Here is a 22680-nt window from a genome sequence, read left to right on the forward strand (position 1 = left end):
CCACCCAGGAGGACCCTGTGCACCACCCCCGCACACGCCACCTCATCTCCGTCGACGACCTCACCGACGACGACCTGCGCACCCTCGTGGCGGACGGCGTCGAATTCCGCGCCGCCGACCGCAAGGGCGGCCCGAAACCCCTGCGGGACGAGGTCGTGGGGATCTACTTCAGCAAGACGTCCACCCGTACCCGTACCGCGTTCTCCAGCGGCGCCCTGCGCCTGGGCGCCTCGCTGCTCACGTACGGGCCCGGCGATCTCCAGCTCAACACCGGGGAGACCAGCGAGGACACCGGCGCCGTGCTCTCCCGCATGCTCGACGTCCTCGTGGCCCGCACCGCGGGCGACGAGGCGGAGATGCGGGCCTGGGCGAGCCAGCGGCGGATGTCCGTCGTCAACGCGATGAGCGCCGGCGAACACCCCACGCAGGCCCTCACCGACCTCACCACCCTGAGCGCGCGCTTCGGCCGCCTGGAAGGGCTGCGCGTCCTGTACGTGGGTGAGGGCAACAACACGGCGTCCGCGATCGCCCTCGCCCTGAGCCGCTTCCCCGGCGCCGAGCTGGAACTGCGCACCCCGCCCGGCTACGGCCTCGACCCGGCGTACCTCGCGCGGGCCGAGGCGCACGCCGCCCGCAGCGGCGCGAGCGTCCGCGAACGCCACGACATGGCCGGCCTGCCCGCCGACGTCGACGCGATCTACACCACGCGCTGGCAGACCACGGGCACCAGCAAGCCCGACCCGCGCTGGCGGGACGTCTTCGCCCCGTTCCAGGTCGGTGCGGCGCTGTGGGATTCGAGCCCCAAGGCGGTGTTCCTGCACGACCTGCCCGCGCACCGCGGCGACGAGGTCACCGCCGAGGTGCTCGACGGGCCGCACAGCATCGCCTTCGAGCAGGCCGAGAACAAGATGCACAGCGCGATGGCCGTCCTGAAGTGGTGCCGAGCGGGCGGCCCTGCCGCACCGGGAGAGTGAGCGTCACCGACGACCGGACGGCCCCCGCGGACCCGCGGACGAAGGGGCCGGATCCGGTCCCGCTGCGCCGCAACCGCGACTATCTGATGCTGTGGAGCGGCGCCGGGCTCACCCTGCTCGGCTCCCGCGCCACCTCCGTCGCCTACCCGCTGCTGCTGATCTGGTCCACCGGATCGGCGGCGGCGGGAGCGGTGGCCGGATTCGCCGCCCAACTCCCGCAGCTGCTGGTGCAGTTGCCCGCGGGCGCGCTCGTCGACCGGTGGAACAGACGCCGCACGATGCTCGTGTGCAGCGCGGGCTGCGTCCTGTCCACGGCGAGCGTGGTCGCGGCGGTCGCGGCCGGCGAGGTCCATCTCGCGCACCTGGCGGCGGCCTCGTTCGCCGAGGGGTCGCTGATGGTCTGCTACCGCCTCGCCGAACGGGCCTGCGTCCGGCACGTCGTCCCCGCCGCGCAGCTCACCGCCGCGCTCTCCGGGAACGAGGCGCGGGGGCGGGCCGCGGGCCTGCTCGGGCAGCCGCTCGGCAGCGCCGCGTTCGCCGCCGCACGCTGGTCTCCGTTCCTGCTCGGGAGCGTCGCCCATCTGCTGTCGCTGCTCGCCGTCCTGTGCGTCAGGACGCCGTTCGGCGCACGGCCCAGGGCGGCCCGGCGCAGGCTCGGCCCCGAGATCGCCGAAGGGCTGCGCTGGCTGTGGCGGCGCCGCTTCCTGCGCAGGATCACGCTGCTGATCTCTGGCAGCAACGTCATCTTCCAGGCGCTGGCCCTGCTGCCCGCGTTCGTCCTGTACGAGGACGGGCTCTCGCCCGCGACGGTCGGCGTCATCGCGGCGATCAGCGGGGCGGGCGGCGCGACCGGCGCCCTGTGCGGCGGCTGGGGCATGCGCCGTTTCGGCCTGGTCGCCCTGGTCCGCGGAGCGCTCCTGGTGTGGGCGCTGCTCGTGCCCGCCCTCGCCCTGACCCGGTCGCCGCTGCTCCTCGGAGCACTGCTGGCCGCCATGAGCCTGGTGGGCGGCGCCGTCAGCGTCGCCGGCGGCGTCCACCAGGTACGCACCACCCCCGACTCCCTCCAGGGGCGCGTCAACAGCGCGCTCCAGCTGACCGGTTCGGGCGCCAACGCGCTCGGCGCGCTCGCCGGGGGCGTGCTCCTCGACTCCCTCGGAGCGGGCCGCACCGCCGTCCTGCTCGGCGCGGCGATGGGCGCCCTCGCGCTCGTCGCCGTCGCCTCCGCACTGACCCGGCTCCTCGCCGACGAGGAACAGCAGCAAGAACCCGTAGAAGAAGCAGAAGAAGCAGAAGGAGAACGCACCTCATGAACGCGACCCCCAGCTGGACCCCGCTGGTCATCACCCCGCAGAGCGCCGGGGTCGAGGCATCGGCCGCCGGGCTGCTCAAGGTGATCGGCGACACCGCCACCATCGACGACCAGCTCGTCAAGGAGAAGGCGCTGATCTTCCGCGGCTTCGGCGTCACCCAGGAGGAGCTCGAACCGGTCATGGACGAGCTGCTGCCCAACCGGCTCGCCTACGTCCACGGCAACTCGCCGCGCACCAAGGTCGGCAAGAACGTCTACACGTCCACGGAGTACCCGCAGGAGTTCACCATCTCGATGCACAACGAGATGTCGTACGCCCACGCGTGGCCGGCCCGCCTCCTCTTCTTCTGCCAGAAGGCCGCCGAGACCGGTGGCGCCACCCCGGTGACGGACTCCGCGCTGTGGTTCGAGTCGCTGGACCCCGAGGTCCGCGAGGCGTTCAAGGGCGGCGTCCGCTACCAGCAGAACCTGCACGACGGCCTCGGCCTCGGCAAGAGCTGGCAGGACACCTTCGAGACCACCGACCGCGCCGAGGTGGAGGCCTTCCTCGGGCGGACCGGCGCCCAGTGGGAGTGGAAGCCGGACGGCTCGCTGCGGGTGCGCCAGATCCGGCCCGCGACCGCCGTCCACCCGGTGACCGGCGCGGAGGTCTGGTTCAACCAGTCCGACCAGTGGCACCCGGCGGGCCTCGGCGACGACACCGCCGCCGCCCTCGCCCAGATCATGCCGGCCGACGAACTCCCGCAGTCCGTCACGTTCGCCGACGGCTCGCCCATCCCCGACGCGTACGTCCTCCAGATCCGCGACCGGGGCCTGGACGCCGCCGTCGACTGCGACTGGCGCACGGGCGATCTGATGCTCATCGACAACATGCTGGTCTCGCACGGCCGCCGGCCCTTCACCGGGTCCCGCCGCGTGCTCGTCGCGATGTCCGACTGAGGCCCGGTGAGTACCGCTGAGCGCGAAGACCGCGCCTTGAGGAGCAGCGGTGGCGTCCATCTCTGGCAGGGCGCCACGCACGCCCCGCCGTCCGCCGCCGACCTGCGGCTGCTCTCCGCGGCCGAACGCACGGTGATGCACCGCAGGTCACGGACGGACGGACTGCGCTACGCGGGCGCCCACATCGCCGTACGCCGGGTGCTCGCCCGGTATCTGGGGGTGGCGCCCGCGGGCATCCGGTTCGGCACGACGCCGTGCCCGTGGTGCGCCGACCCCCGGCACGGCAGGCCCGTCGTCGAGGCGCCGCACACCGCACTGGAGTTCAACCTGTCCCACGCGGGCCCGCACTGGGCCCTCGCGGTCACCTGCGCGGGACAGGTCGGCGTCGACGTGGAGGACGGCCGGTCAGGCATCCCGGCCGGCGCCACGTCGCTCGTCCTGTCCCCGTCCGAACTCACCCATCTGGACAGCCTGCCGGACGACGGTGCACGCGAGGCCGCCTTCCTGCGGTGCTGGACCCGCAAGGAGGCAGTCGTGAAGGCGATCGGCGTCGGCATCACCGGGGACCTCAAGTCGATGGAGGTCCACCCCGAGGACCCGGGGCCCCTCGTCGTCCGCGGCACGGACGGCGACGGCGGTGACTGGCTCGTCCAGGACGTACCGAACCACTCCGGCCTGTTCGTGGCGCTCGCCCGGCCCGCCGGCAGCGCGGGCCCCGTCGTCCTGCGCGCCGAGGGCGCCACACCGGACCACTCCCTGCTCGAACCCTTCGCCTCCCCCAGGAGCTGACCACCACCATGACCATCCAGGCGATATCTTCCCCAACAAGCGTGCGGGCAGCGGGAGTCGACCCCTCCGGCTACCTGCCGAAGGTCTTCCTCGCGCCGGACCCGGCCGACGAGATCGGCGCGTACATCGCGCGGCACAGGCCCGCCCTGCGCGCGGCCCTCACCGAACGCGGCGCCGTCCTGCTGCGCGGCTTCACGGTCGACGGCGTCGACGGCTTCAACGGCTCGGTGCACGCCCTGTCGGGCACCCCGCCGCTGACGTACGCGGAACGCTCCTCGCCGCGCTCCACCATCAAGGGGCAGGTGTACACCTCGACCGACTATCCGGCGGACGAGGAGATCTTCCTGCACAACGAGAACTCGTACCAATCGGTCTGGCCGCAGACCCTGTACTTCTTCTGCATCGAGCCCGCCCACACCCTCGGCGCCACCCCGCTCGCCGACATCCGTGCCGTCCACGCGGCCATCGACCCCGACGTACGGGAGGAGTTCACCCGGCGCCGTTGGCGTGTGGTGCGCAACTTCCACGAGGACTTCGGGGTGCCGTGGCAGCAGGCGTTCAACACCGACGACAAGGACCGGGTCGAGGCGTACTGCGCGAGCAAGGGCATCGGCGTGGAGTGGACCGCGGGCGGGCTGCGCACCACGGCGGTGCGCGACGCGGTGCACCGGCACCCGGTGACGGGCGAGACCGTGTGGTTCAACCACATCACGTTCTTCCACGTCAGCACGGTCGCCCCCGATGTCCGCGACGGCCTCCTGGAGATCTTCGCCCCCGAGGACCTGCCCACCAACTCCTACTACGGGGACGGGGCGCCGATCCCTGACGACGTCGTCGCGCATCTGCGCCAGTGCTACCGGGACGCCAGTACCCGCTTCGACTGGCAGCGGCACGACGTCCTGGTCGTCGACAACATGCTGGCCGCGCACGCCCGCGAGCCCTTCACCGGCCCGCGCAAGATCGCCGTGGCGATGGCCGAGCCGTCCGACGCCTGACACAGCACATGGCTCCGCCGCCGTACCCGATCCACAGGTACGGCGGCGGATTCATGCGCTCTGCGGGGGATTTCAGAAGCGCATGTCGGTGGCTGCCGCGGCGCGCGAGGCGAGCTGCGCGGCGAGCAGATCGATCGTCTCGGCCGATTTGCGGGGGCGCGGACGCCGGGCGTGATAGACGAACGCCGGCGGCATGCTGCCCCAGACCGTGCGGCCCGGTATCACCTCTTCGAAGGACGAGCCGAGCATGCGCCGGAAGCGCCGCGCGGACGTCAGGCGCGTCGCGTGCGCATAGCCGAAGGCCGTGAACGCGCCCTGCGGCGCGAGCACCCGGCGTACGCAGTCGAGCGTGGTGCGCTGCGTCGCACGGTCCGGGCCGGCCCAGGGCAGCCCGCTGATGACGACGTCCGCCGCGCCCAGGCCGTACTCGGCGAGCAGCTGCGGCAGCGCGGAAGCGTCGTCGTTCAGGATCCGCGCCCGCGGATGGCGCGCGGCGAGCGACGAGGCGAGCCGGGGGTCGGCCTCCACGGCCAGGTGATGGCCGCGACCGCCGAGGAGCTCCTGGATCAGGCCGGTGAACACGCCCGCACCCGCCCCGAGTTCGACGACCACCGGGTCCCCGGACTCGGGCACGGGCAGGACCACCTCGGTGGCCAGCCGGCGCGCACCGGGAGCCATGGCACCGACCTGCCGGGGACAGCGCAGGAACTTTTCGAACATCGACCCGGGTGCCCCGGTCTCACTCGTCAACGTCTGTGCCTCTCGTGCTCGTAGGGATCGGTCGGTACGGCGCCGCCGGCTCTACTCGCGCATGCCCGCCAGCTCCACCGGCCGGGTACGCAGGGCGAACGACGCGGGCAGCGTGGCCGCGAGGACCGCCAGGAGTGCGCTGGCGGCGATCACCGCGCCCACCGTCGGCCAGGGCACGACGATCGAGGACCGCACGTCGAGCAGGCCGAGGGCGGTACGCACGCCGAGCAGGTTCACCGCGGAGACGGCGGCGCCGAGCACCGCGCCGACCACCACGACCATCACCGACTCGACGGCGACCAGGCGCAGCACCTGGGACTTGGTCGCGCCCGTCAGACGCAGCGCGGCGAGGTCGCGGACCCGGTCGGTGGTGGCCATGACCAGCGTGTTGGCGAGCGCGATGCCGGTGTAGACGAGGGCGATGGCCAGGATCATGAGCAGGCCGAGCCGGGTGGACTCGCTGGAGCGCGGGTAGTGCGTCTCGATCCACTGTCCGGCGCCGAGCACCTCGACGCCGCTCGCCTCGCCCGCCGCGTGCAGCCGCCGGTCGACGGCGGCCCGGTCCGCGCCGGCGGCGACCTTGATGTCGACGCGGTCGACGCCCGCGCCGGCGGCGTTGCGCTCGCTGAGGTAGACGCCGTTGTTGCCGGTGCCGACCGCGAGGACCGCGGTGATCCTGAGGTCCGCCTTGCGGCCGTCGCCGAGCCAGACGGGTACCCGCTGCCCGACCCGGGTGGTCAGCCACTCCTCGTTGACGACGATGCTGTCGTCGTCGAGGTCGGTCAACTTGCCCGCCACGACCGGGAGATGGGACACCTCGGCCAGGTCGGCGGCGCTGGCGACCGCGCGGGCCTCGGAGCGGACCAGGGCGGTGCCCTCCTCCAGGACCGTCACCCCGGTCGAGCGGGACGTGCTGACCGTGACGCCGGGGACGGAGCGGGCCGCGTGGACGAACCCGGCGGGCAGCTCCCGGCCCGCGGCACCCGCCGAGGCCACGTAGTCGGCCCGCGTCTGGGTGCGGGCCTCGGCGGCCTTGGCCTCGTTGATGGTGGCGGTCGTGCCCATCAGGGAGCAGGCGAGCGCCACGGTGATGATGACCGGCGCGGCCACGGCCGCCGTCCGGCGCACCCCGGCCGCCGCGTTCTCCCGCGCCAGCATGCCCACGGCGCCCGGCAGCCGGGCGGGCAGCCAGGTCAGCAGGCGGGCCAGCGGCCGCACCAGGACCGGCGCGAACAGCGCGAACGCCACGATGAGCAGCATCGGCTGGGTGATGTACGTCTTGCGCTTCAGCACGTCGCCGGGGTTGTCCACCAGCGCCATGACCAGCAGGCCGAGGCCGGTGAGTAGCACGGCCCCGGCCACGAGGCGGCGGCTCCACGGCATCGCGCCGCTGTCGACGGCGGACTCGCGCAGCGCCGCCGTCGGGCCGGTCCGGCCCGCCCGGAAGGACGCCACGACGACGCCGCACAGGGCCACCGTCAGGCCGGTCCAGAAGGCGACGTGGAGCGGCCAGGTCTGCTCACCGATCCGGAACCAGGCCGGGGCGATGCCCTGCCCCGACATCCACGAGGCGAGCCGCGGCGCGGCCCACCGGCCCAGCCAGCACCCCGCACCCGACGCGAGCACCCCGATCACCAGGGCCTCCGCGTAGACCATGCGCCGTACCTGGCCGGGGGTCGCGCCCGCCATCCGCAGGAGTCCGAACTCCCGCCTGCGCTGCGCCACCGCGAAGGTGAACGTCGAGGCGACCACGAACACGGAGACGAACGCGGTGATGCCGGCCGCGGTGCCGAGCAGGGCGTTCACGGAGACCAGGGCCTCCTTGTCGCGGTCCGGGTCGGGATCGGCGCGCCGCCGGTCGTCGCCGGAGAGCACGGCCATGCCCGAGCCGGTGCCGACGGCGGCACGGACCGCGGCCGGGTCGGCGTCCACCGTCAGGCGGTCGATGCGGGGCGCGAGGCGCGCGGCCTCGGCCGCGGTGAAGAACACCGCCGACTCGAACCCGGCCGCCGGCACCGTACCGACCACGGTGCGGGTACCGGTTCCCTCGGGCGCGGCCACCTCGATCCGGTCGCCGGTGCGCACCTGCGCGCCGGGTCCGGTCGTGACGACGACCTCGCCGGGCGCAGTGGGGGCGCGTCCGGTGGACAGGCGGTACGGCGTGGCGGCGGCGACCGCCCACGAGTGGCCCACGAGCGCGTCCGCGTCCGTGCCGAGGCGCCGGTCCGCGCCCCGCACCGCGACCGGGAACGTACGGTCCTCGGCGGTGGCTCCCACCTTCTTCAGCCGGTCCGCCAGCTCCTGCGGCACCGCACGCGGGTCGGTCAGGGCCGACGTACGCACCCCGATCGGGGTGTCGGCCTTCAGTTCGTCGGTGCCCTGCACCACGACCCGGGCCTCGGCGAACCGTTCGGTGCCCCGCTCCGGCGCGTCGAACGTCGCCGCGAGCGCGAGCCCCGTCGTGGCGATGAGGGCCACCCCGAGCGCCAGCGCGACGAACGAGCCGACGAAGGTGACCCAGCGGGTGCGCATGCCGCGCAGCGCGAGACTCAGCACGACGCCACCGCCGCGGCCTTCGAGGGGACGGCGCTCAGGGCGGTCATCCGGTGGGCGACCTGCTCCGCCGTCGGCGCGTGCAGTTCGCCCTGGACGGTGCCGTCGGCGAGGAAGAGCACCTGGTCCGCGTAGGAGGCGGCGACCGGGTCGTGCGTCACCATGATCACCGTCTGGCCGCGGTCGACCATCGCCCGCAGCAGCGTCAGCACCTCACGGCTCGTGGTGGAGTCCAGGGCGCCGGTCGGCTCGTCGCCGAACAGCACCTCCGGCTTGGTGACCAGGGCGCGGGCGAGCGCCACGCGCTGCTGCTGGCCGCCCGACATCTCGCTGGGCCGGTGCCCGGCGCGCTCCCGCAGGCCGACCTTCTCCAGGACCTCCAGGACCTCGGCCCGCTTGGGCCTGCGGCCCGCGAGCCGCAGCGGAAGGCCGACGTTCTGCTCGGCGGTCAGCGCGGGCAGCAGGTTGAACGCCTGGAAGACGAAACCGATGCGCTGCCGGCGCAGCAGCGTCAGCTTCTTCTCGCTCAGCCGGGTCAGATCGGTCTCCCCGAGGAAGACATGGCCCGCGGTCGGCCGGTCGAGCCCCGCCGTGCACTGCAACAGGGTCGACTTGCCGGAGCCCGACGGGCCCATGACGGCGGTGAAGGTACCGCGCGGGATGTCGAGGCTGACCTGGTCGAGGGCGGTGACCGCGTTCTCGCCTGTCCCGTAGGACCGGGTCACGGAGCGGAGCCGGACGGCTGCTTGATTCATGGTGTCCACTCAATCGGGCCCGCCCGACGGTTACATCGCAGCGGGACGGAGTCTTGGGGGTGGAGGTAGCTCCACCCTCCTGTGCACGATGGCTGCACCAGGTAGGAAAAGGGCAGGTCCCAGGGCGGCAGGAACCTGCACCGGCAACGTCCTGCCGCCGCCGTCCCCGCCCGCGGACCCGGCAGCGACGGATCATGACAAGGCCGGGGCCCACCAAGGGCCGTGCCACGACAGGGTGAGGGTGGATCCGCATGGGCATCGCAGAAGCAGGGGGCTTGGCGCAGACCGGGGGCTTGGCACAGACCGGGGGCTTGGCGCAGACCGGGGGCTTGGCGCGGGCCGGGGTCAGGAGTCGCTGGTTCCGGCGCTACCCGGCCCGGGGCGGGGACGTCCGGCTGCGCCTCGTGGGCTTCCCGCACGCGGGCGGCACGGCGTCCCTCTTCCACGGCTGGGCGGCCCGCCTGCCACGCGGCGTCGAACTGCTCGCCACCCAGTACCCCGGCCGCCAGGAGCGGCTCGCCGAACCCTGCGCCGAGTCCATGGAGGAGCTCGCGGACCGCATCACGGACGCCCTCGAAGACGTCCTCGGGCCCGAACTCGCCGCCCCGCTCGCCCTGTTCGGGCACAGCCTCGGCTCCGCCGTCGCCTACGAGGTGGCGCGCCGCCTCGACGAACGGCACGGCATCGTGCCCGCACGCATCGTCGTCTCCGGGCGCGGCGCCCCCCACACCGAACGCGGCGGCACCCTCCACCTCCTCGACGACGAGAGCCTGATCGCCTCCGCCCGGGGCCTGGGAGACCTGGGCTCCGCCGTCTACGACGACCCCGACCTGCGCCCGCTCCTGCTGCCCTCGCTGCGCGGCGACTTCCGCCTCATCGAGTCCTACCGGCCCACCGGCCCGGCCCCGCTACGCGCGCCGCTCACCGCGGTCGGCGGCGCGGACGACCCGGGCTGCTCCCTGACCGACCTGCTGTCCTGGCAGGCTCTGACCACCTCCGGTTACGAGCACCAGGTCTTCCCCGGCGACCACTTCTACCTCGTACCGAACGAGGCTGACCTCCTGACGTATCTCAACCAGCGGTGGTGAGTCCTGACGCATCTCAACCAGCGGTGGTGAGCGCGGCGCCCTCCTGGGTCTGGGCCTGCGCCCTCCTGCTGCTGCGGTACGAGAACAGCATCGGCAGGGAACTGGTCAGCAGCAGCACGACGCCCGCGGCGGCCAGCATTCCCGAGCCGCCCCACTTCTGCCAGGAGCCGCCCGCGATCAGCCCGACCGCCACACAACTGGGCGCCCACAGCAGGCTGCCGAGCAGCGACAGGCCGAGAAAGCGGGCCCAGGGCACCCCGGCGGCCCCGCACATCACGGGCACCAGCGTGCGCAGCGCCACGTTGAACCGGCCGAGCAGCACGGCCCGTGCGCTGTACGCGCCGACGGTGTGCAGCGCCGCACGGTAACCGCGCGAGCCGGTCACCCGCTCCGGCAGGTTCGCGGCGAGCCGCGGGCCCCACCGGCGCCCCACCAGATGACCGAGCACATTGCCCGCGAGCGCACCGAGCACCGCCATCGCGATCGCGGCCGGAACGGGCAGAGCGCCGTGGTGCGCGAGCACACCGCTCGCCATCAGGGCGGTCTGCGAAGGAAGCAGCATGCCGAGCAGCGGGAGCGCGGGCTCCGCCATGGGAAGCAGGAAGACGATCAGCAGCGTCAGCCACGCGGGCACAGCCGCCAACTGTCCCTGGATCCAAGCCATTTCGGTCCCCCAGCCGTACCGTCGCCCCGTCGATCGGGACCCGTACAGCAGACCGCGCGCAGGCCGCCCCGCACATCGCAGCTGGGCTCAGTCTCCGCCGGTAGCCCGCGCCCATCCCGATGGTGGACCTAGCTGGGTGGTCCGGGCCGGAAAGGTCTCATAGCGTGCGCCGCATGCATTCCCCGACGATCTGGACCCGGCTCCACCAGCGCCGCTACGTACTGGGCGGCTGGCCCTGGCGCGCGGCGCTCTACCTGCTCAGCAGCGTCGCCCTCGGCCTGGCCACCCTGGTCACCCTGGTGCTGCTCGCCGTCGCGGGCGGCGTGCTCACCGTCGTGGTCGTGGGCCTGCCGCTGCTGCTGGTCCTCGTCCTCACCGGGGTGCCGCTGGCCTCCGTCGAGCGCCGCCGGCTGCGTCTGATCGACAGCGAGCCCCTCGCCGATCCGCACCGCGAGCCCGACCGCACCGGTCTCAGCGCCTGGCTGCGCACCCGGCTCCAGGAGCGCGCCACCTGGCGCGAGCTGGGCTACGCGGTCCTCTTTGGATTCCTGCTGTGGCCCCTCGAAGCGCTCGTCGTCGGCTCCGCCCTCCTCGTGTGCGGCGGGCTGCTCGCGACGCCGGTACTGATGGCGGTCGACGGCGAGGAGGCGCGGGTCCTGAAGATGTGGATCGTGACCAGCTGGCCCGGGGCCCTCGGGGCGGCCCTCGCCGGACTGCTGCTGCTGCCCGTCCTCGCCTATCCGCTCGGCGCGATCGCCGCGGGCCGGGCCGCCCTCACCCGCTTCCTGCTGGCCTCGCCGACCGGCGAACTGAACACCCGTATCAAGGAGTTGGGCCGCTCCCGGCTCCGTCTCGTGGACGCCTTCGAGGCGGAACGGCGCCGTATCGAGCGCGATCTGCACGACGGTGCGCAGCAGCGGCTCGTCGCGCTGTCCATGACGCTGGGCCTGGCCCGGCTCGACGCGCCCCAGGGCCCGCTGGGTTCGCTGCTAGCCAAGGCGCAGGACGAGGCGGCCACCGCCCTTGTCGAGATCCGGGAGCTGATCCGCGGCATCCACCCCCAAGTCCTGACCGACCGGGGCCTGGTGGCGGCCGTCGAGGACCTCGCGGACCGCTCCGCGATCCCCGTCGACGTGGACATCGACCTGCCGGCCCGGCCCCCGGAGGCGATCGAGACGGCCGTGTACTTCGCGGTCAGCGAGGCCCTCGCCAACGTCGCCAAGCACAGCGGCGCGAACCGGGCCACGGTCCGCGGCCACCTCGACAAGAACCGGCTGGTCGTGGAGGTCGAGGACGACGGCCACGGAGGCGCGGACACCGGGCGCGGCACGGGCCTCCAGGGCGTCTCCGATCGCGTCTCGGTCCTCGACGGCCGCCTGCTAGTGTCCAGTCCGCCCGGCGGCCCCACCGTGTTCCGCCTGCAAGTCCCCTGCTCAACCGCCTGATCACACCACCTGATCACACCGTTTGATTGAGGAAGCATGCTGCGCATCGTGCTGGCCGAGGACAGTGTTCTGCTCCGCGAAGGACTCGTCGGCCTCATGGAGCGCTTCGGCCACCAGGTGGTCGCCGCCGTGGGCACCGCGGACGAACTCACCGAGGCCGTTCCCGCGCACGACCCCGACATCGTGGTGACCGACGTACGGATGCCGCCCGGCTTCTCCGACGAGGGCCTGCGCGCCGCCATCGCCCTGCGCCGCCGCCGGCCGGGACTGCCGATCCTGGTCCTCAGCCAGTACGTCCAGCGCTCCTACGCCGAGGACCTGCTCGACTCCTCGGACGGCACCGGCGTCGGCTATCTCCTGAAGGAACGCATCGGTCACGTCGAGGAGTTCATCGACGGGGTGCACCGGGTCGCCGAGGGCGGCACCGTCGTCGACCCCGAGGTGGTGCGCCAGCTGATCAGGCACCGCCGCGATCCGCTGGCCCGGCTCACCGCACGGGAACAGGAGGTGCTCGCGCTGATGGCGGAGGGCAAGTCCAACGCGTCGATCGCCGCGGCCATGGTGGTCAGCGAGGGAACCGTCAGCAAGCACTTCGGCTCCATCCTCACCAAGCTCGACCTCTCCCTCGACGACACGACCAACCGCCGGGTCCTCGCGGTCCTCACCTATCTGCGCGGCCGCCCCGGCACGGACACCGCCTGAGAACTCTTCTGCCTGAGGACTCCTCTGCCTGAGGGCTTCTCTGCCCGAGGGTTTCTCTGTCGCCTCTAGACCGTCAGCAGGCCGCGCTGCGCCGCGAGGGCCCCGAGCTGGAAGCGGCTGCGGGCGCCCAGCTTGGTCATCAGCTCGGCGGTGATCCGCCGGCTCGTGCGCACCGAGACCCCGAGCTTGCGGGCGATGACCTCGTCGGTGAGGCCGCCCGCCATGAGGCCGAGCACCGCGCTCTCCTCGTCGCTCAGCTCCCGCGCCCCGCCCGGCGGTCGCTCCTGGCCGAACCGGGAGGCCTGCCGCCACACCTGCTCGAACAGGGCGCGCAGCGCGGCCACCGGCCCCGGGCTGGAGAGCAGCAGCGCACCCCGGTCGGGCTGGTCCGGGTCGAGCGGCACCAGGGCCTTGCTCCGGTCCCAGATCAGCATCCTGAGCGGCAGCTGCGGCGCGGTCCTGACCTGCCCGCCCTGCTCGCTCAGCCACTGCGCGTACTCGGTGGTCGGCCGGTCGTTGCGGATGCTGTGCGCGTAGACGCACCGCACCTGCACGGACCGCTCGAGCAGCATCCGGTCGAGCGGCCTCGCCACGTGCAGCCGGTCGGCGGGCTGCGCACCGCCGGGCAGCAGCGCCTCGGCCTCCTCCCGGCACTCCTGGCTCACCTTTTCGACGCACGCCTGGATCGCGTCGGGCCCCTCGGCGAGCTGCACCGATTCGATTTCTCCGGTACGGGCTCCGAGCCGGTATTCGGAGATGAGTTTTTCGGCCGCCGATTTACTCTTGGAGAGAGACAGCTGGAGTTTGAGTAATTCCCGCTCCTGGGACTGGACGAGCGATCTGAGGCCGAGTTCCGGATCGACCGCCCGGGCGCCTCCGCGGTGTTCCTGCGACGACTGCACGAGCGCCAGCCCGGCGAGTTCACCGAGGGCGCCGGCGGCCCGGTCGAGCGGCCATCCGAGCTGCTCGGCCATGTCCTGCGCGCTCGCGCCCGGCTGCCTCAGCAGAGCGCGGTAGGCGTGTTCCGCATCTACCCCGACGCCAATCTCCTCGAGCACGCTTGTCCCCCTCCTCTGACGACTTCCGGGCCGACCCTAGCCCTCGGTCATGTCGGCTCATTTTCTCCGGCCGAGAACGAGAAAAATCGAGGAGAAATAGCGGCGACAATTCGCTGCGGTACGGTCTGTCGCAGCTGAACAGTTCAGCGACGGAGGGGGATTTCGGACCATGCGGAAGAAGACAGGTTTCGTCGTGTCGGTGCTCGGAGCGGTCGCGGTCAACATCGCACTGATGAGCGGTACGGCCGGCGCGGACGACCTGCCCTGGACCGGCGCGGTCCCCGACACCGCCGTGACGGACGTGACCTCCCTGGTGACCGGGACGCTCGACGACGCCCTGGGCGACGACGACCTGCCCTGGACCAGCCCGGGCACCGACAGCGCCGTGACGGGGCTGACCTCTCTGGTGAGCGGAACGCTCGCCGACGCCCTCGGCGACGAGGACCAGGACGACGGCCAGGACGACGGCCAGGGCGACGAAGACCTGCCCTGGACCAAGTAAGAGCCTGTCTTTCAGACCGGTGTCAGCGGGTCACCGGGTGGCCAGGAGGTGCTCGAGCGGCACCGGCCGGCCCTCGGCGGCGGCGCCACCGACGATCTCGACGAGCCGCGCGGTGCGCTCCTGCCACGCGGAGGCCGCCAGCACGGTGAAGGCCTGATGGGCCCGCCGCAGCCGCTCCACCGCCGCGGCATCGCCCCGTAGCGCTTCGGAGCAGGCCCGGTCGGTCTCGATCCGGGCCTGAAGGAACCGGTCCCCGACGTCCTCGGCGGCCGTGAACGCCTCGCCCAGGGTCGACTCCGCGACGTCGTACCGCTCCTGGCGCCAGTGGGCCTCGCCCAGCGCGCGCAGCGCGTACGCCTCGCCGAGCCGGTCGCCCTGGGCGCGGGTGAGCTCGATGACCTCCTGGCAGGTCCCGATCACCTCGCGCAGATCGCCGATACGCAGATACGCCTCGGCCAGCCGGTAGATGTTCTGGGCCCGGCCGCGCACCGACCCGGTCTCCGCGCTGGCGGTGATGGCCTGCCGGGTCAGCGCGATCCCGGTGTCGTTGTCACCGCGCTCCAGCTCGATCTGCGCCAGCAGGCCGAGGGCGTGCGCGGCGCTGACCGGGTCGTCGGTCTCCCGGAAACGGGTGAGCGCGGCCCGGCAGTGCTCGGCGGCGCCGTCCAGATCACCGCGGAAGCGGGCGCACAGGGCGAGATTGCGCAGCACCACGGCGCGCTCGTGCGGGTCGTCGGCCCCGTCGAGCAGCTCCATCGCCGAGGTCAGCAGGCCGTCGGCGTCCTGGTAACGACGCTGGTAGATGGCGAGCGAGCCGAGCGAACGCAGCATGACGGTGACACCGAGGGTGTCGTCCGCGAGCCGGGCGCTCTCCAGAGCGCTCTGCGCGGCCTGCTGCCAGTCCTCCTGGTAGTTGCGCATCTCGAACAACGGCATGGCGCGCGCGGTCAGTTCCCAGGCGTGGGCCGCATCGCCCTGTCGCGCGGCGGCACCCACCATGGCGAGGATGGTGCCGCGCTCCGACTCGAACCACTCCAGCGGATCGTCGAGCAGCTCCGCCACCGCGTCCGCCGGCAGCTCATGGGCGAGCCGGGCCGAATGGCTGGGCAGGTGTCCGATCCCGTAGAGCAGCCGGTGTGCGCAGCCGGCGAGCGTGAGCAGGGTGCCGTACGCGCGCTCCAGGGTGTCCGCGCGCTCCTCGGCGGAGTCCTCGTCCGCCGCGCGCTCCCAGGCGAACAGGCGCAGCAGTTCATGGAAGCGGAACCGGGCCGGCCCGGTCGGCGTCATGCACAGCTCCAACAGCTGTGCGTCCACGAGCTGTTCGAGCAGGTCCTCGGCCTTCATCAGATCCACGTCGAGCACCGCGGCGCCCGCCCACGCGGCGAACCCCTCCACCGGGAGCAGCGCGAGGCGCCGGAACAGCGTGGCCGCCTCGGGCGTCAACTCCCGGTAGCTGAGCCAGAATCCGGCCCGCACGCCGCCGTCGGACGGGCTGAGCACGTCGAGCCGCCCGGCCCCGTCCTCGAGCCGTGCGGCGAGCCGCTGAAGCGACCGGTAGGGCCGCGGGGTGAGCCGGCCCGCGGCGATGCGCAGGGCCAGCGGCAGATGCCCGCACAGCTCCGCGAGGCGCGCCGCGGCCGCGGGCTCGGCGGCGACCCGGTCCTGCCCGATCACGGTGGCGAGCATCCGGTCGGCCTCGTCCGCCGTCATCACGTTCAGCTGGATCTGGACCGCCCCGTAGTCACTGACCAGCTCGTCCAGCGGATCCCGGCTGGTGATCAGCACCAGGCACTGGCCGCGCCCCGGCAGCAGCGGCTGGACCTGCTGGAACGAGCGCACATCGTCCAGGATGACGAGCAGCTTGCGATGGTTCAGCAGCGAGCGGTACAGCGCGGAACGCTCCTGGAGCCCGGCCGGTATCTGCGCGCTGGACACGCCGAGCCCGCGCAGCGCCTGGTCGAGCACGGACAGGGACGACAGCGGCCGGTTGGACAGGTGATAGCCCTGTACGTCGATGAAGAGCTGTCCGTCGGGAAAGCGGTCGGCGATCCGGTTCGCCCAGTGCACGATCAGGGCGCTCTTGCCGATGCCGCTCACCCCCGCGACGACGGCCACGGCCGGCGCCGGCCCATCCGCGTCCCCGCTCAGCAGCGCGTCCAGCGCCTCGATCTCCGGCTCGCGCCCGGTGAACGTGGACAGCGCGAGCGGCAGTTGCGCGGGAGCGCCGGGGGCGCCGGGGGCGCCGGGGGCGGGCTCCGGCTGGGGCGCGGGCGGGAGGGGGGCCGGGTCGGGGGCCGGGGCCTGGGCCTTGCCGACGGGGCGGGTCGGCTCGGGAAGCGGTCCGGACTCCTCGGGGTCCTGGAGGACCCGGCGGTGCATCTCCTGGAGCACGGGCCCGGGTTCGATGCCGAGCTCGTCGACGAGGGCCCGGCGGCCTTCGCGGTAGACCTGGAGCGCCTCGGCACGCCGGCCGGCCATGTGGTGGGCCTGCATCAGATGCGCCCGGGCCTGCTCGCGCAGCGGGTTCTCCTTGACCAGCGCCACCAGTTGCGGACTGACCTTGTGGTGGTGGCCGAGCCCCAGTTGCAGGGCCGCGTACTCCTCGCACACATCGAGCCGGAACTCGGCCAGCTGCCCGGAGACGTCGTCGATGTGCGCTCCGGAGAGACCCTCCAGTGCGGGGCCCCGCCACAGGCCGAGCGCATGCTCGAACAACTCGGCTGCCTCGCCCGCCTGTTCGTCGTGAGCGGCCACCATTCGGGCTTTCGCCACTGACTGGTTCAGGTCCTTCAGGTCGATATAGCAGTGCGCGGAGTGAAGTATGTAGCCAGGGTGGCTTGTTTCGATCATTTCCGCTGAAACGGATGCCTCGCGGAAGATTTTGCGCAGAGAGGTAATACAGATGGCGATCTGGTTGCGCGCGGTGGCCGGCGGGTCCCCCTGCCACACCGCCTCGGTGAGGCTGTCGACGGAGACGACCCGGTCGCAGGAGAGCAGCAAGGTGGCCAGAACCGACCGTTGACGTGCGCTGCTGATCCGGATCGGCTGATCGGCGACGGCTGCTTCGAGCGGCCCGAGCAGCTTGAACGACACCCTCTCGCGCACAGCGAATTCGCTCCCCCGTCAACCGTGCGACACCCTCTCGCCCCGTTGCCCCCCACGGCTCTCGCATTGGGGAATTGGAAGGATCGCTCCTGTAATGATCCCGAAAAGGAAGTCGAAGTCAACAGCGTTTCACGGCTAACGATCCGGACCTGCTTCAAGTTTCCCAGCACGAACGGGAGACACGAACGGAGGCACGTACGGAGGTGCGTGCGGAGGTGCGTGCGGAGGCACGAACGGCGGCACGCGTGGAGCAGGCACGGAGGCACGCGCGGAGGCACCAACCTCCGGATACTGTTGCCTTGTTGCGTGTGTGACGCATGGGCGATCGGTGTCGCTTCGGACGCCGACCCTACGGGGAGGACCCTACGGGGAGGGACAGAACATGGCTGTCGGCGCCACCACGGCCGCGAAGGCCATGCTGGTCGAGGGCGAGACGCTTACGACCTTCAAGCGCCGGGTCGACGCGCTGCTAAGCGACTTGGAGAACTCGAAGGCAGCGCCGAAGTCGATCGCGAACGGAGCGATGCCGGGCGGCAGGTTGGGCGCGTTCGACGAAGCGGACGCGTTGCACTCCGCCTACACGCGCGTGCACCACCAGTTGGAGAACCTGTCCAAGATGCTGGCCCTGCAGATCGAGGGCCTGGTCGTGACGGTCGACGCGTCCAAGACGGGTTACGACAACCTCGACGACGACGTACGCGCCCGCCTCAACCGCATCCGCACCGAGGCCGACGCACTGGCACCCCGAGGTGCGAAGTCGCCGCACGGCACCCCGCACGGGAGCCCGGACGCCCCTGCGAGCGGCGAGCCCGCACCGAAGGCGACGGACAGCGAAGCGGGTGGCCTGTGATGCCGCCCCACTCACTCGGTGGCACCGCGGCTGCGCGGGGCGCGGGGTCCGGCACGGTCGAGAAAGGGCACGGGGCATGAGCGACCTGGGTTCCCAGGTGTGGGGCATGGCCAAGTCGTACCGGTTCGCGGTGCACAGCCCGGAAGAGCTGTGGACGATGGTCGAGCCGGCGGACGGCGGCACGGCGGCGGATCTGGGTGCGCTGCTGACATCGGCGGCGAAGACGATCAAGGAGATCGGCGGCGACCTGAAGACCCACAGCACGTCGGTCGAGTGGGAGGGCGAGGGCGCCGACGCCTTCCACAAATGGATCGATCACGCCGCGCGGGCGACGTTGAGGCTGGGTGACTACAGCGAGAGCGCCGGGAAGTGGCTCGGCCACGCGGCGGACACGCTGCACGAGGTCAAACCGCAACTGGAGACACTGAAGAACTCCAGCGCCGCGGCCCGCTCGATCCTCGACGCACACGCCGCGGTGTCGACGGACGTCGGCAACCATGACGGCGGCCCGTCGGCATCCTCCGTGAAAACGGCGAAGTCGCAGTACGACAACGACCGCGCCGAGGCCTCCCAGTTGATGACGAAGCTGGCGCAGTCGTATGCGGCGTCGACGGATCAGATCGAGGCACTCAAGGCGCCGGAGTTTCCCGACTTGCCGACCAAGTTCGTGCCCCGGCAGCGCGACGATCTCACCCACCGCCCCAGCCAGCCCGCCGACGATTCATCGAATACGGTGGCCGCGGCTGCGATCGGCGGAGTAGGCGTTGCCGCAGCGGGTGCCGCAGTGGTTGGTGAAGCGGCGCGTGGTGCCTCACTCGCAGCAGGAGGCCACCACCCTGCCGCAGCTGCCCCGCAGCCGAGAACGGTTCCAGACCTGCCCGTAGGTGGACCGAACATCGCTCTCGACAGGGCCGGCTCACTCCCGTCCCCCACCGCTCCGACCATCTCACCTCCCGCGTCGCCACCGTCTGCGTTGCCAGGTGGCACCTCAGGCATCTCCGGAACGCCTACGCCGGCGCTCGGCGGCACGGGACGATACGGTGCTCCGCTGCGTGCAGTGAGCGGCGGCCGTGTCCCCGCCGCCTACGGCCCCCGTGGACCGATGGGTACGCCGACGGCCCCTGGCACTCCCGGTCCCCCCGGAGCGTCGCGCGTGGTTCCGCCGGGGCGTGAGGTTCCGGGGATGGGGCCAGCGACACCGGGCGGCACCGCGTCACCGGTACGAGGGCCAGGTGGCGCGGGCCAGGGCCGGGCGTCGGACGGGATTGCCGGTGGCCGTCCGACCCCACCGCAGACAGGCCGTCCGACGGGCGCGGTTCCACGAGGCACGGTGGTCGGTGGCCCCCCATCCCAAGGCGGTACCCCATCCCGACAAACACCCGGAACTGCCCGAGGCGGTGCCATCGAGGGGGTTCGCACAGGAGCGTCCCCCGGGCGAGGCGTCGCGTCCGGTGCGGGGCGGGGGAGCAGCGTGTCCGGTGCGCGGATGCCCGCCCACTCGGACGGTGTTGTCGGTGGGCAGCCACAGCCCTCGAAGACACGACGTGGTGTGTCGGCCACGCCCCGGACGGCAGGCGACGTACGTGGAGCGGAGAGCCGCACCGCCGCCCAGGCGCGGCGCGGCGGCGAACCCGCCCGTGGCGCCTCACCGACGGCACGTAAGGATGATGCCCGGCGCGCCCCGGAGGAGCGCCCGCGTGACGAGAGGCCGGAGCGCGAGGACACAGAAGTGGAACAGCCTGCGCAAGAGATGCCTGAGCTGCGCCTGCCGGGGCTGCCGCCGACGACCCGCCGTGACAACTAGGGATGATCATGGGTTCCCGTACCAAGCAGATCCGCGGGCTTCGGCTGGCGTCGGCCGTGGCCGGCGTCGTGCTCGCAGGGGTCACCGTGACGCCAGCGAGCGCCGAGACCGTCCGGGCCGAGCAGTGGTACCTGGATGCCATGCACGCCGAGCAGATGTGGAAGACCAGTACCGGCAAGGGCGTCACGGTGGCGGTGCTCGACTCAGGCGTCGATCCCGACCTTGCGGACCTGCGGGGTCAGGTACTGCCGGGCAAGGACTACTCACAGCACCCCGGGGACGCGCAATCGGACTATGCCGGCCACGGCACCCGCATGGCGGCCCTGATCGCGGCCACCGGCGCCAAGGGAAGCGAGGAAGGCTCCTACGGCCTGGCACCTGGAGCGAAGATTCTGCCGGTCCGGGTACCGGATTTCATCGAAGAGAGTCGCAAGGACGGCAACCCGGACGACTACCCGACGTACATCTCCAAGGCCATCCGTTACGCGGCGGACTCGGACGCTCAGGTCATCAACATCTCTCTGGGCGGCGAGGAGCACTCGAAGAAGCTGGATGACGCGGTTGCTTACGCGCTGTCGAAGAACAAGCTGGTCTTCGCGGCCGTGGGCAATACCGGTTCGGGAACCAACCGAGCGGAGTACCCGGCCGCGACCCCGGGCGTGGTCGGCGTCGGCGCGATCGGCGAGAACCTCAAGGTGACCGGCGAATCCCAGCGCGGTCCGCAGGTCGACCTGGTCGCGCCCGGCGCAGACATGGTCGCCGCCTGCAAGGGCGGCAGTGAAGTGTGTGACTCGCACGGCACCAGCGACGCCACCGCACTCGCGTCCGCGTCGGCGGCACTGATCTGGTCGAAGCACCCGGACTGGACGAACAACCAGGTCCTGCGCGTCCTGCTGAACACCGCGAGCGGCCCGGTCAGCGGCAAGAAGCGCACGGACGAGATCGGCTACGGCGCAGTCCGCCCCCGGATCGCCCTCACCGCCCCCGGCAGCCCGGGCCCGGCCAACGAGTACCCGCTGCCGGACTACAAGGCCGGAGGCTCGGCGGCAGCACCGGGAGACACCGGCGCGGCCACCGACCCGTCAACGGACACTTCGCCCGCCCCCACCTCAGCCTCCGACAACACCTCGAACACCCTGCCCTGGATCTTGGCGGGCCTCGGCGTTCTCGTACTGGCCGGAGCAACCGGCGGCGCACTCGCCGCACGCAACCGCCGCCGCCCCGCGACACCGACCGCGCCGGTGCCGACGGCGCCGCAGCACGGATGGGCACCACCGCCGCAGCACGGATGGGCACAACCACCGCAACCCGGCCAGCAGCCGGGCCAGCAGCCGGGCGGGGGCCACGGCTCCCCCTGGCCCCCACACCAGAACACCAACCAAACGGGCAGCCAGTGACCTGACCGGGACCAGGCGAACGCAAGGGCCCTCACCCAGAGGCGACGGGTCCCCCAGTGGCCCCGCTCCACCGCCCCACCCCGATCCGCTACCCTGTCTGGAACCGCCATCCGTGGCGGTCCCGGACCTTGCAAGAACTGGCTGAGTCGTCACTCCGACTATCCAGCCACGTTCCACGCAGGGCCCCGCCTTCGTAGCTCAGGGGATAGAGCACCGCTCTCCTAAAGCGGGTGTCGCAGGTTCGAATCCTGCCGGGGGCACGTTGTCGATCAGGGTGAATGCCCCGGAAACCGCAGGTCAGGCGGTTCCGGGGCCTCTTTTTTTGGCCCCGTTGAACGCTGGCGCTACGTCGGCAATACACCCGCCCTACGCCAGTAGTACTGAGGCCCCACTCCTAAACCGCTCCTAAATGATCTTCGGGGACGCGCAGGTCAGCGAGCGGTTCCGCGCACAGACGACTGTGGCCCGCCCCTTCTCGGGGCGGGCCACAGTCGCGATGCTGACCAGCTAGTCATCGATCGGAACAGACAAGTCCTTCAGCTGGTCTCCGTCTCGCGCCATGCCTTCAGGTCTTCCCCAATTTGCTCGGGTGTCGCGCCCTCGCCGGCCTTGACGATGACCAGGGCGCGGCCGCCGCCGGGCAGTGTGATCACGGCTGTATCGAGCAGCTCGCCGTCGTCGCCGAGTTTCCTGGCGGATCCGGAGCGGCAGGGCTGCGTCATGCTCTCGCGCTGGGCCGGAGACGCTCCCTGCTCCCTCCCCCGCCGCCTCGACGTCCGCTGGATTCCCGGCGCCAACGTGCACGATCGGGTCGCCGCCGTCCAGGACCCGCTCGATACTGCCCTCGGTCCAGTCGAGCAGTCGGGCGTAGGCACGCATGGTGCCAGTGATCCTCGAATGCTCGATGAGTGGTTGGCCGATCCGGCAGGCGGCCAGGTGAGTGTCTACTGACCTTGTCGGGGTGTTGTCGTAGTGGGTGACGGGCGGTGATCCCTGCGGTA

At 72.1% G+C, this 22680-nt stretch carries 19 protein-coding genes and 1 tRNA gene; 13 read left to right on the forward strand and 7 right to left on the reverse strand.

The annotated features are described in order from the left end of the window. The first annotated feature begins 17 nt into the window (after window positions 1–17). The 5 genes from ABD366_RS41780 (at window position 18) to ABD366_RS41800 (ending at window position 5006) form a co-directional block, all read left to right on the forward strand. Window positions 18–974 carry an ornithine carbamoyltransferase gene (locus tag ABD366_RS41780; RefSeq protein WP_411293780.1) on the forward strand — a complete coding sequence of 319 codons (957 nt, stop codon included), beginning with the start codon at window positions 18–20 and terminating at the stop codon, window positions 972–974. Beyond that, a complete protein-coding gene (locus ABD366_RS41785) occupies window positions 971–2284 on the forward strand; it encodes an MFS transporter (protein WP_324771458.1) in 1314 nt (437 codons plus the stop codon). Before ABD366_RS41780 ends, ABD366_RS41785 begins: the two co-directional genes overlap by 4 nt. Beyond that, window positions 2281–3222, forward strand: coding sequence for a TauD/TfdA family dioxygenase (locus tag ABD366_RS41790; RefSeq protein WP_324771459.1), 942 nt, complete (start codon window positions 2281–2283; stop codon window positions 3220–3222). Before ABD366_RS41785 ends, ABD366_RS41790 begins: the two co-directional genes overlap by 4 nt. A gap of 6 nt (window positions 3223–3228) precedes the next feature. After that, window positions 3229–4011, forward strand: a complete 783-nt coding sequence (locus ABD366_RS41795; protein ID WP_324771460.1) for a 4'-phosphopantetheinyl transferase family protein — start codon at window positions 3229–3231, stop codon at window positions 4009–4011. A gap of 74 nt (window positions 4012–4085) precedes the next feature. Next, complete coding sequence (locus ABD366_RS41800; RefSeq protein WP_411293781.1) at window positions 4086–5006, forward strand: TauD/TfdA family dioxygenase; 921 nt, start codon at window positions 4086–4088, stop codon at window positions 5004–5006. Between the two features lie 72 nt (window positions 5007–5078). Here ABD366_RS41800 and ABD366_RS41805 read toward each other — a convergent pair whose 3' ends face one another. From ABD366_RS41805 to ABD366_RS41815, 3 genes are all read right to left on the reverse strand, one after another. Further along, a complete protein-coding gene (locus ABD366_RS41805) occupies window positions 5079–5684 on the reverse strand; it encodes a class I SAM-dependent methyltransferase (RefSeq protein ID WP_324771461.1) in 606 nt (201 codons plus the stop codon). A gap of 123 nt (window positions 5685–5807) precedes the next feature. After that, the gene (locus ABD366_RS41810; protein ID WP_324771462.1) at window positions 5808–8312 is read right to left on the reverse strand and encodes an ABC transporter permease; all 2505 of its coding nucleotides are present in this window, start codon (window positions 8310–8312) and stop codon (window positions 5808–5810) included. Further along, on the reverse strand, window positions 8306–9064 hold the full coding sequence (locus ABD366_RS41815) for an ABC transporter ATP-binding protein (RefSeq protein ID WP_324771463.1): 759 nt from the start codon (window positions 9062–9064) through the stop codon (window positions 8306–8308). The genes ABD366_RS41810 and ABD366_RS41815 overlap by 7 nt, the downstream gene beginning before the upstream one ends. A 311-nt stretch (window positions 9065–9375) precedes the next feature. Here ABD366_RS41815 and ABD366_RS41820 point away from each other — a divergent pair, with 311 nt between their 5' ends. Further along, window positions 9376–10152, forward strand: coding sequence for a thioesterase II family protein (locus ABD366_RS41820; protein ID WP_324771464.1), 777 nt, complete (start codon window positions 9376–9378; stop codon window positions 10150–10152). 13 nt (window positions 10153–10165) lie between these two features. Here the strand turns inward: ABD366_RS41820 and ABD366_RS41825 are convergent, their stop codons facing one another. Beyond that, the gene (locus ABD366_RS41825; RefSeq protein ID WP_324771465.1) at window positions 10166–10816 is read right to left on the reverse strand and encodes a DedA family protein; all 651 of its coding nucleotides are present in this window, start codon (window positions 10814–10816) and stop codon (window positions 10166–10168) included. A gap of 173 nt (window positions 10817–10989) precedes the next feature. On the opposite strand from ABD366_RS41825, the gene ABD366_RS41830 reads away from it, so the two are divergent. After that, window positions 10990–12261 (forward strand): sensor histidine kinase, encoded by a 1272-nt coding sequence (locus ABD366_RS41830; RefSeq protein ID WP_324771466.1) that lies wholly within the window; start codon window positions 10990–10992, stop codon window positions 12259–12261. A gap of 36 nt (window positions 12262–12297) precedes the next feature. Continuing rightward, window positions 12298–12963, forward strand: a complete 666-nt coding sequence (locus ABD366_RS41835) for a response regulator transcription factor (RefSeq protein WP_324771467.1) — start codon at window positions 12298–12300, stop codon at window positions 12961–12963. 65 nt (window positions 12964–13028) lie between these two features. On the opposite strand, the gene ABD366_RS41840 is transcribed toward ABD366_RS41835, so the two are convergent. Further along, entirely contained in the window at window positions 13029–14021 is a 993-nt protein-coding gene (locus ABD366_RS41840) for a helix-turn-helix transcriptional regulator (RefSeq protein WP_324771468.1), read from the reverse strand. 169 nt (window positions 14022–14190) lie between these two features. Between ABD366_RS41840 and ABD366_RS41845 the strand changes: the two genes are divergently transcribed. Beyond that, on the forward strand, window positions 14191–14523 hold the full coding sequence (locus tag ABD366_RS41845; protein WP_324771469.1) for a hypothetical protein: 333 nt from the start codon (window positions 14191–14193) through the stop codon (window positions 14521–14523). Window positions 14524–14553: 30 nt separating this feature from the next. Here ABD366_RS41845 and ABD366_RS41850 read toward each other — a convergent pair whose 3' ends face one another. Next, window positions 14554–17628, reverse strand: coding sequence for an AfsR/SARP family transcriptional regulator (locus ABD366_RS41850; protein WP_344443553.1), 3075 nt, complete (start codon window positions 17626–17628; stop codon window positions 14554–14556). A 382-nt stretch (window positions 17629–18010) separates the two neighbouring features. Between ABD366_RS41850 and ABD366_RS41855 the strand changes: the two genes are divergently transcribed. From ABD366_RS41855 to ABD366_RS41870, 4 genes are all read left to right on the forward strand, one after another. Then, complete coding sequence (locus tag ABD366_RS41855) at window positions 18011–18478, forward strand: hypothetical protein (protein WP_324770220.1); 468 nt, start codon at window positions 18011–18013, stop codon at window positions 18476–18478. 76 nt (window positions 18479–18554) lie between these two features. Beyond that, window positions 18555–20282, forward strand: coding sequence for a hypothetical protein (locus tag ABD366_RS41860; RefSeq protein WP_324770221.1), 1728 nt, complete (start codon window positions 18555–18557; stop codon window positions 20280–20282). 8 nt (window positions 20283–20290) lie between these two features. Beyond that, a complete protein-coding gene (mycP, locus tag ABD366_RS41865) occupies window positions 20291–21679 on the forward strand; it encodes a type VII secretion-associated serine protease mycosin (RefSeq protein ID WP_324770222.1) in 1389 nt (462 codons plus the stop codon). A gap of 187 nt (window positions 21680–21866) precedes the next feature. Next, window positions 21867–21939, forward strand: a tRNA-Arg gene (locus ABD366_RS41870). A gap of 276 nt (window positions 21940–22215) precedes the next feature. Here ABD366_RS41870 and ABD366_RS41875 read toward each other — a convergent pair. Beyond that, complete coding sequence (locus tag ABD366_RS41875; RefSeq protein WP_324770223.1) at window positions 22216–22401, reverse strand: hypothetical protein; 186 nt, start codon at window positions 22399–22401, stop codon at window positions 22216–22218. Between the last annotated feature and the right edge of the window lie 279 nt (window positions 22402–22680).

The organism is Streptomyces kunmingensis (assembly GCF_039533535.1).
GTDB lineage: Bacteria > Actinomycetota > Actinomycetes > Streptomycetales > Streptomycetaceae > Streptomyces > Streptomyces kunmingensis.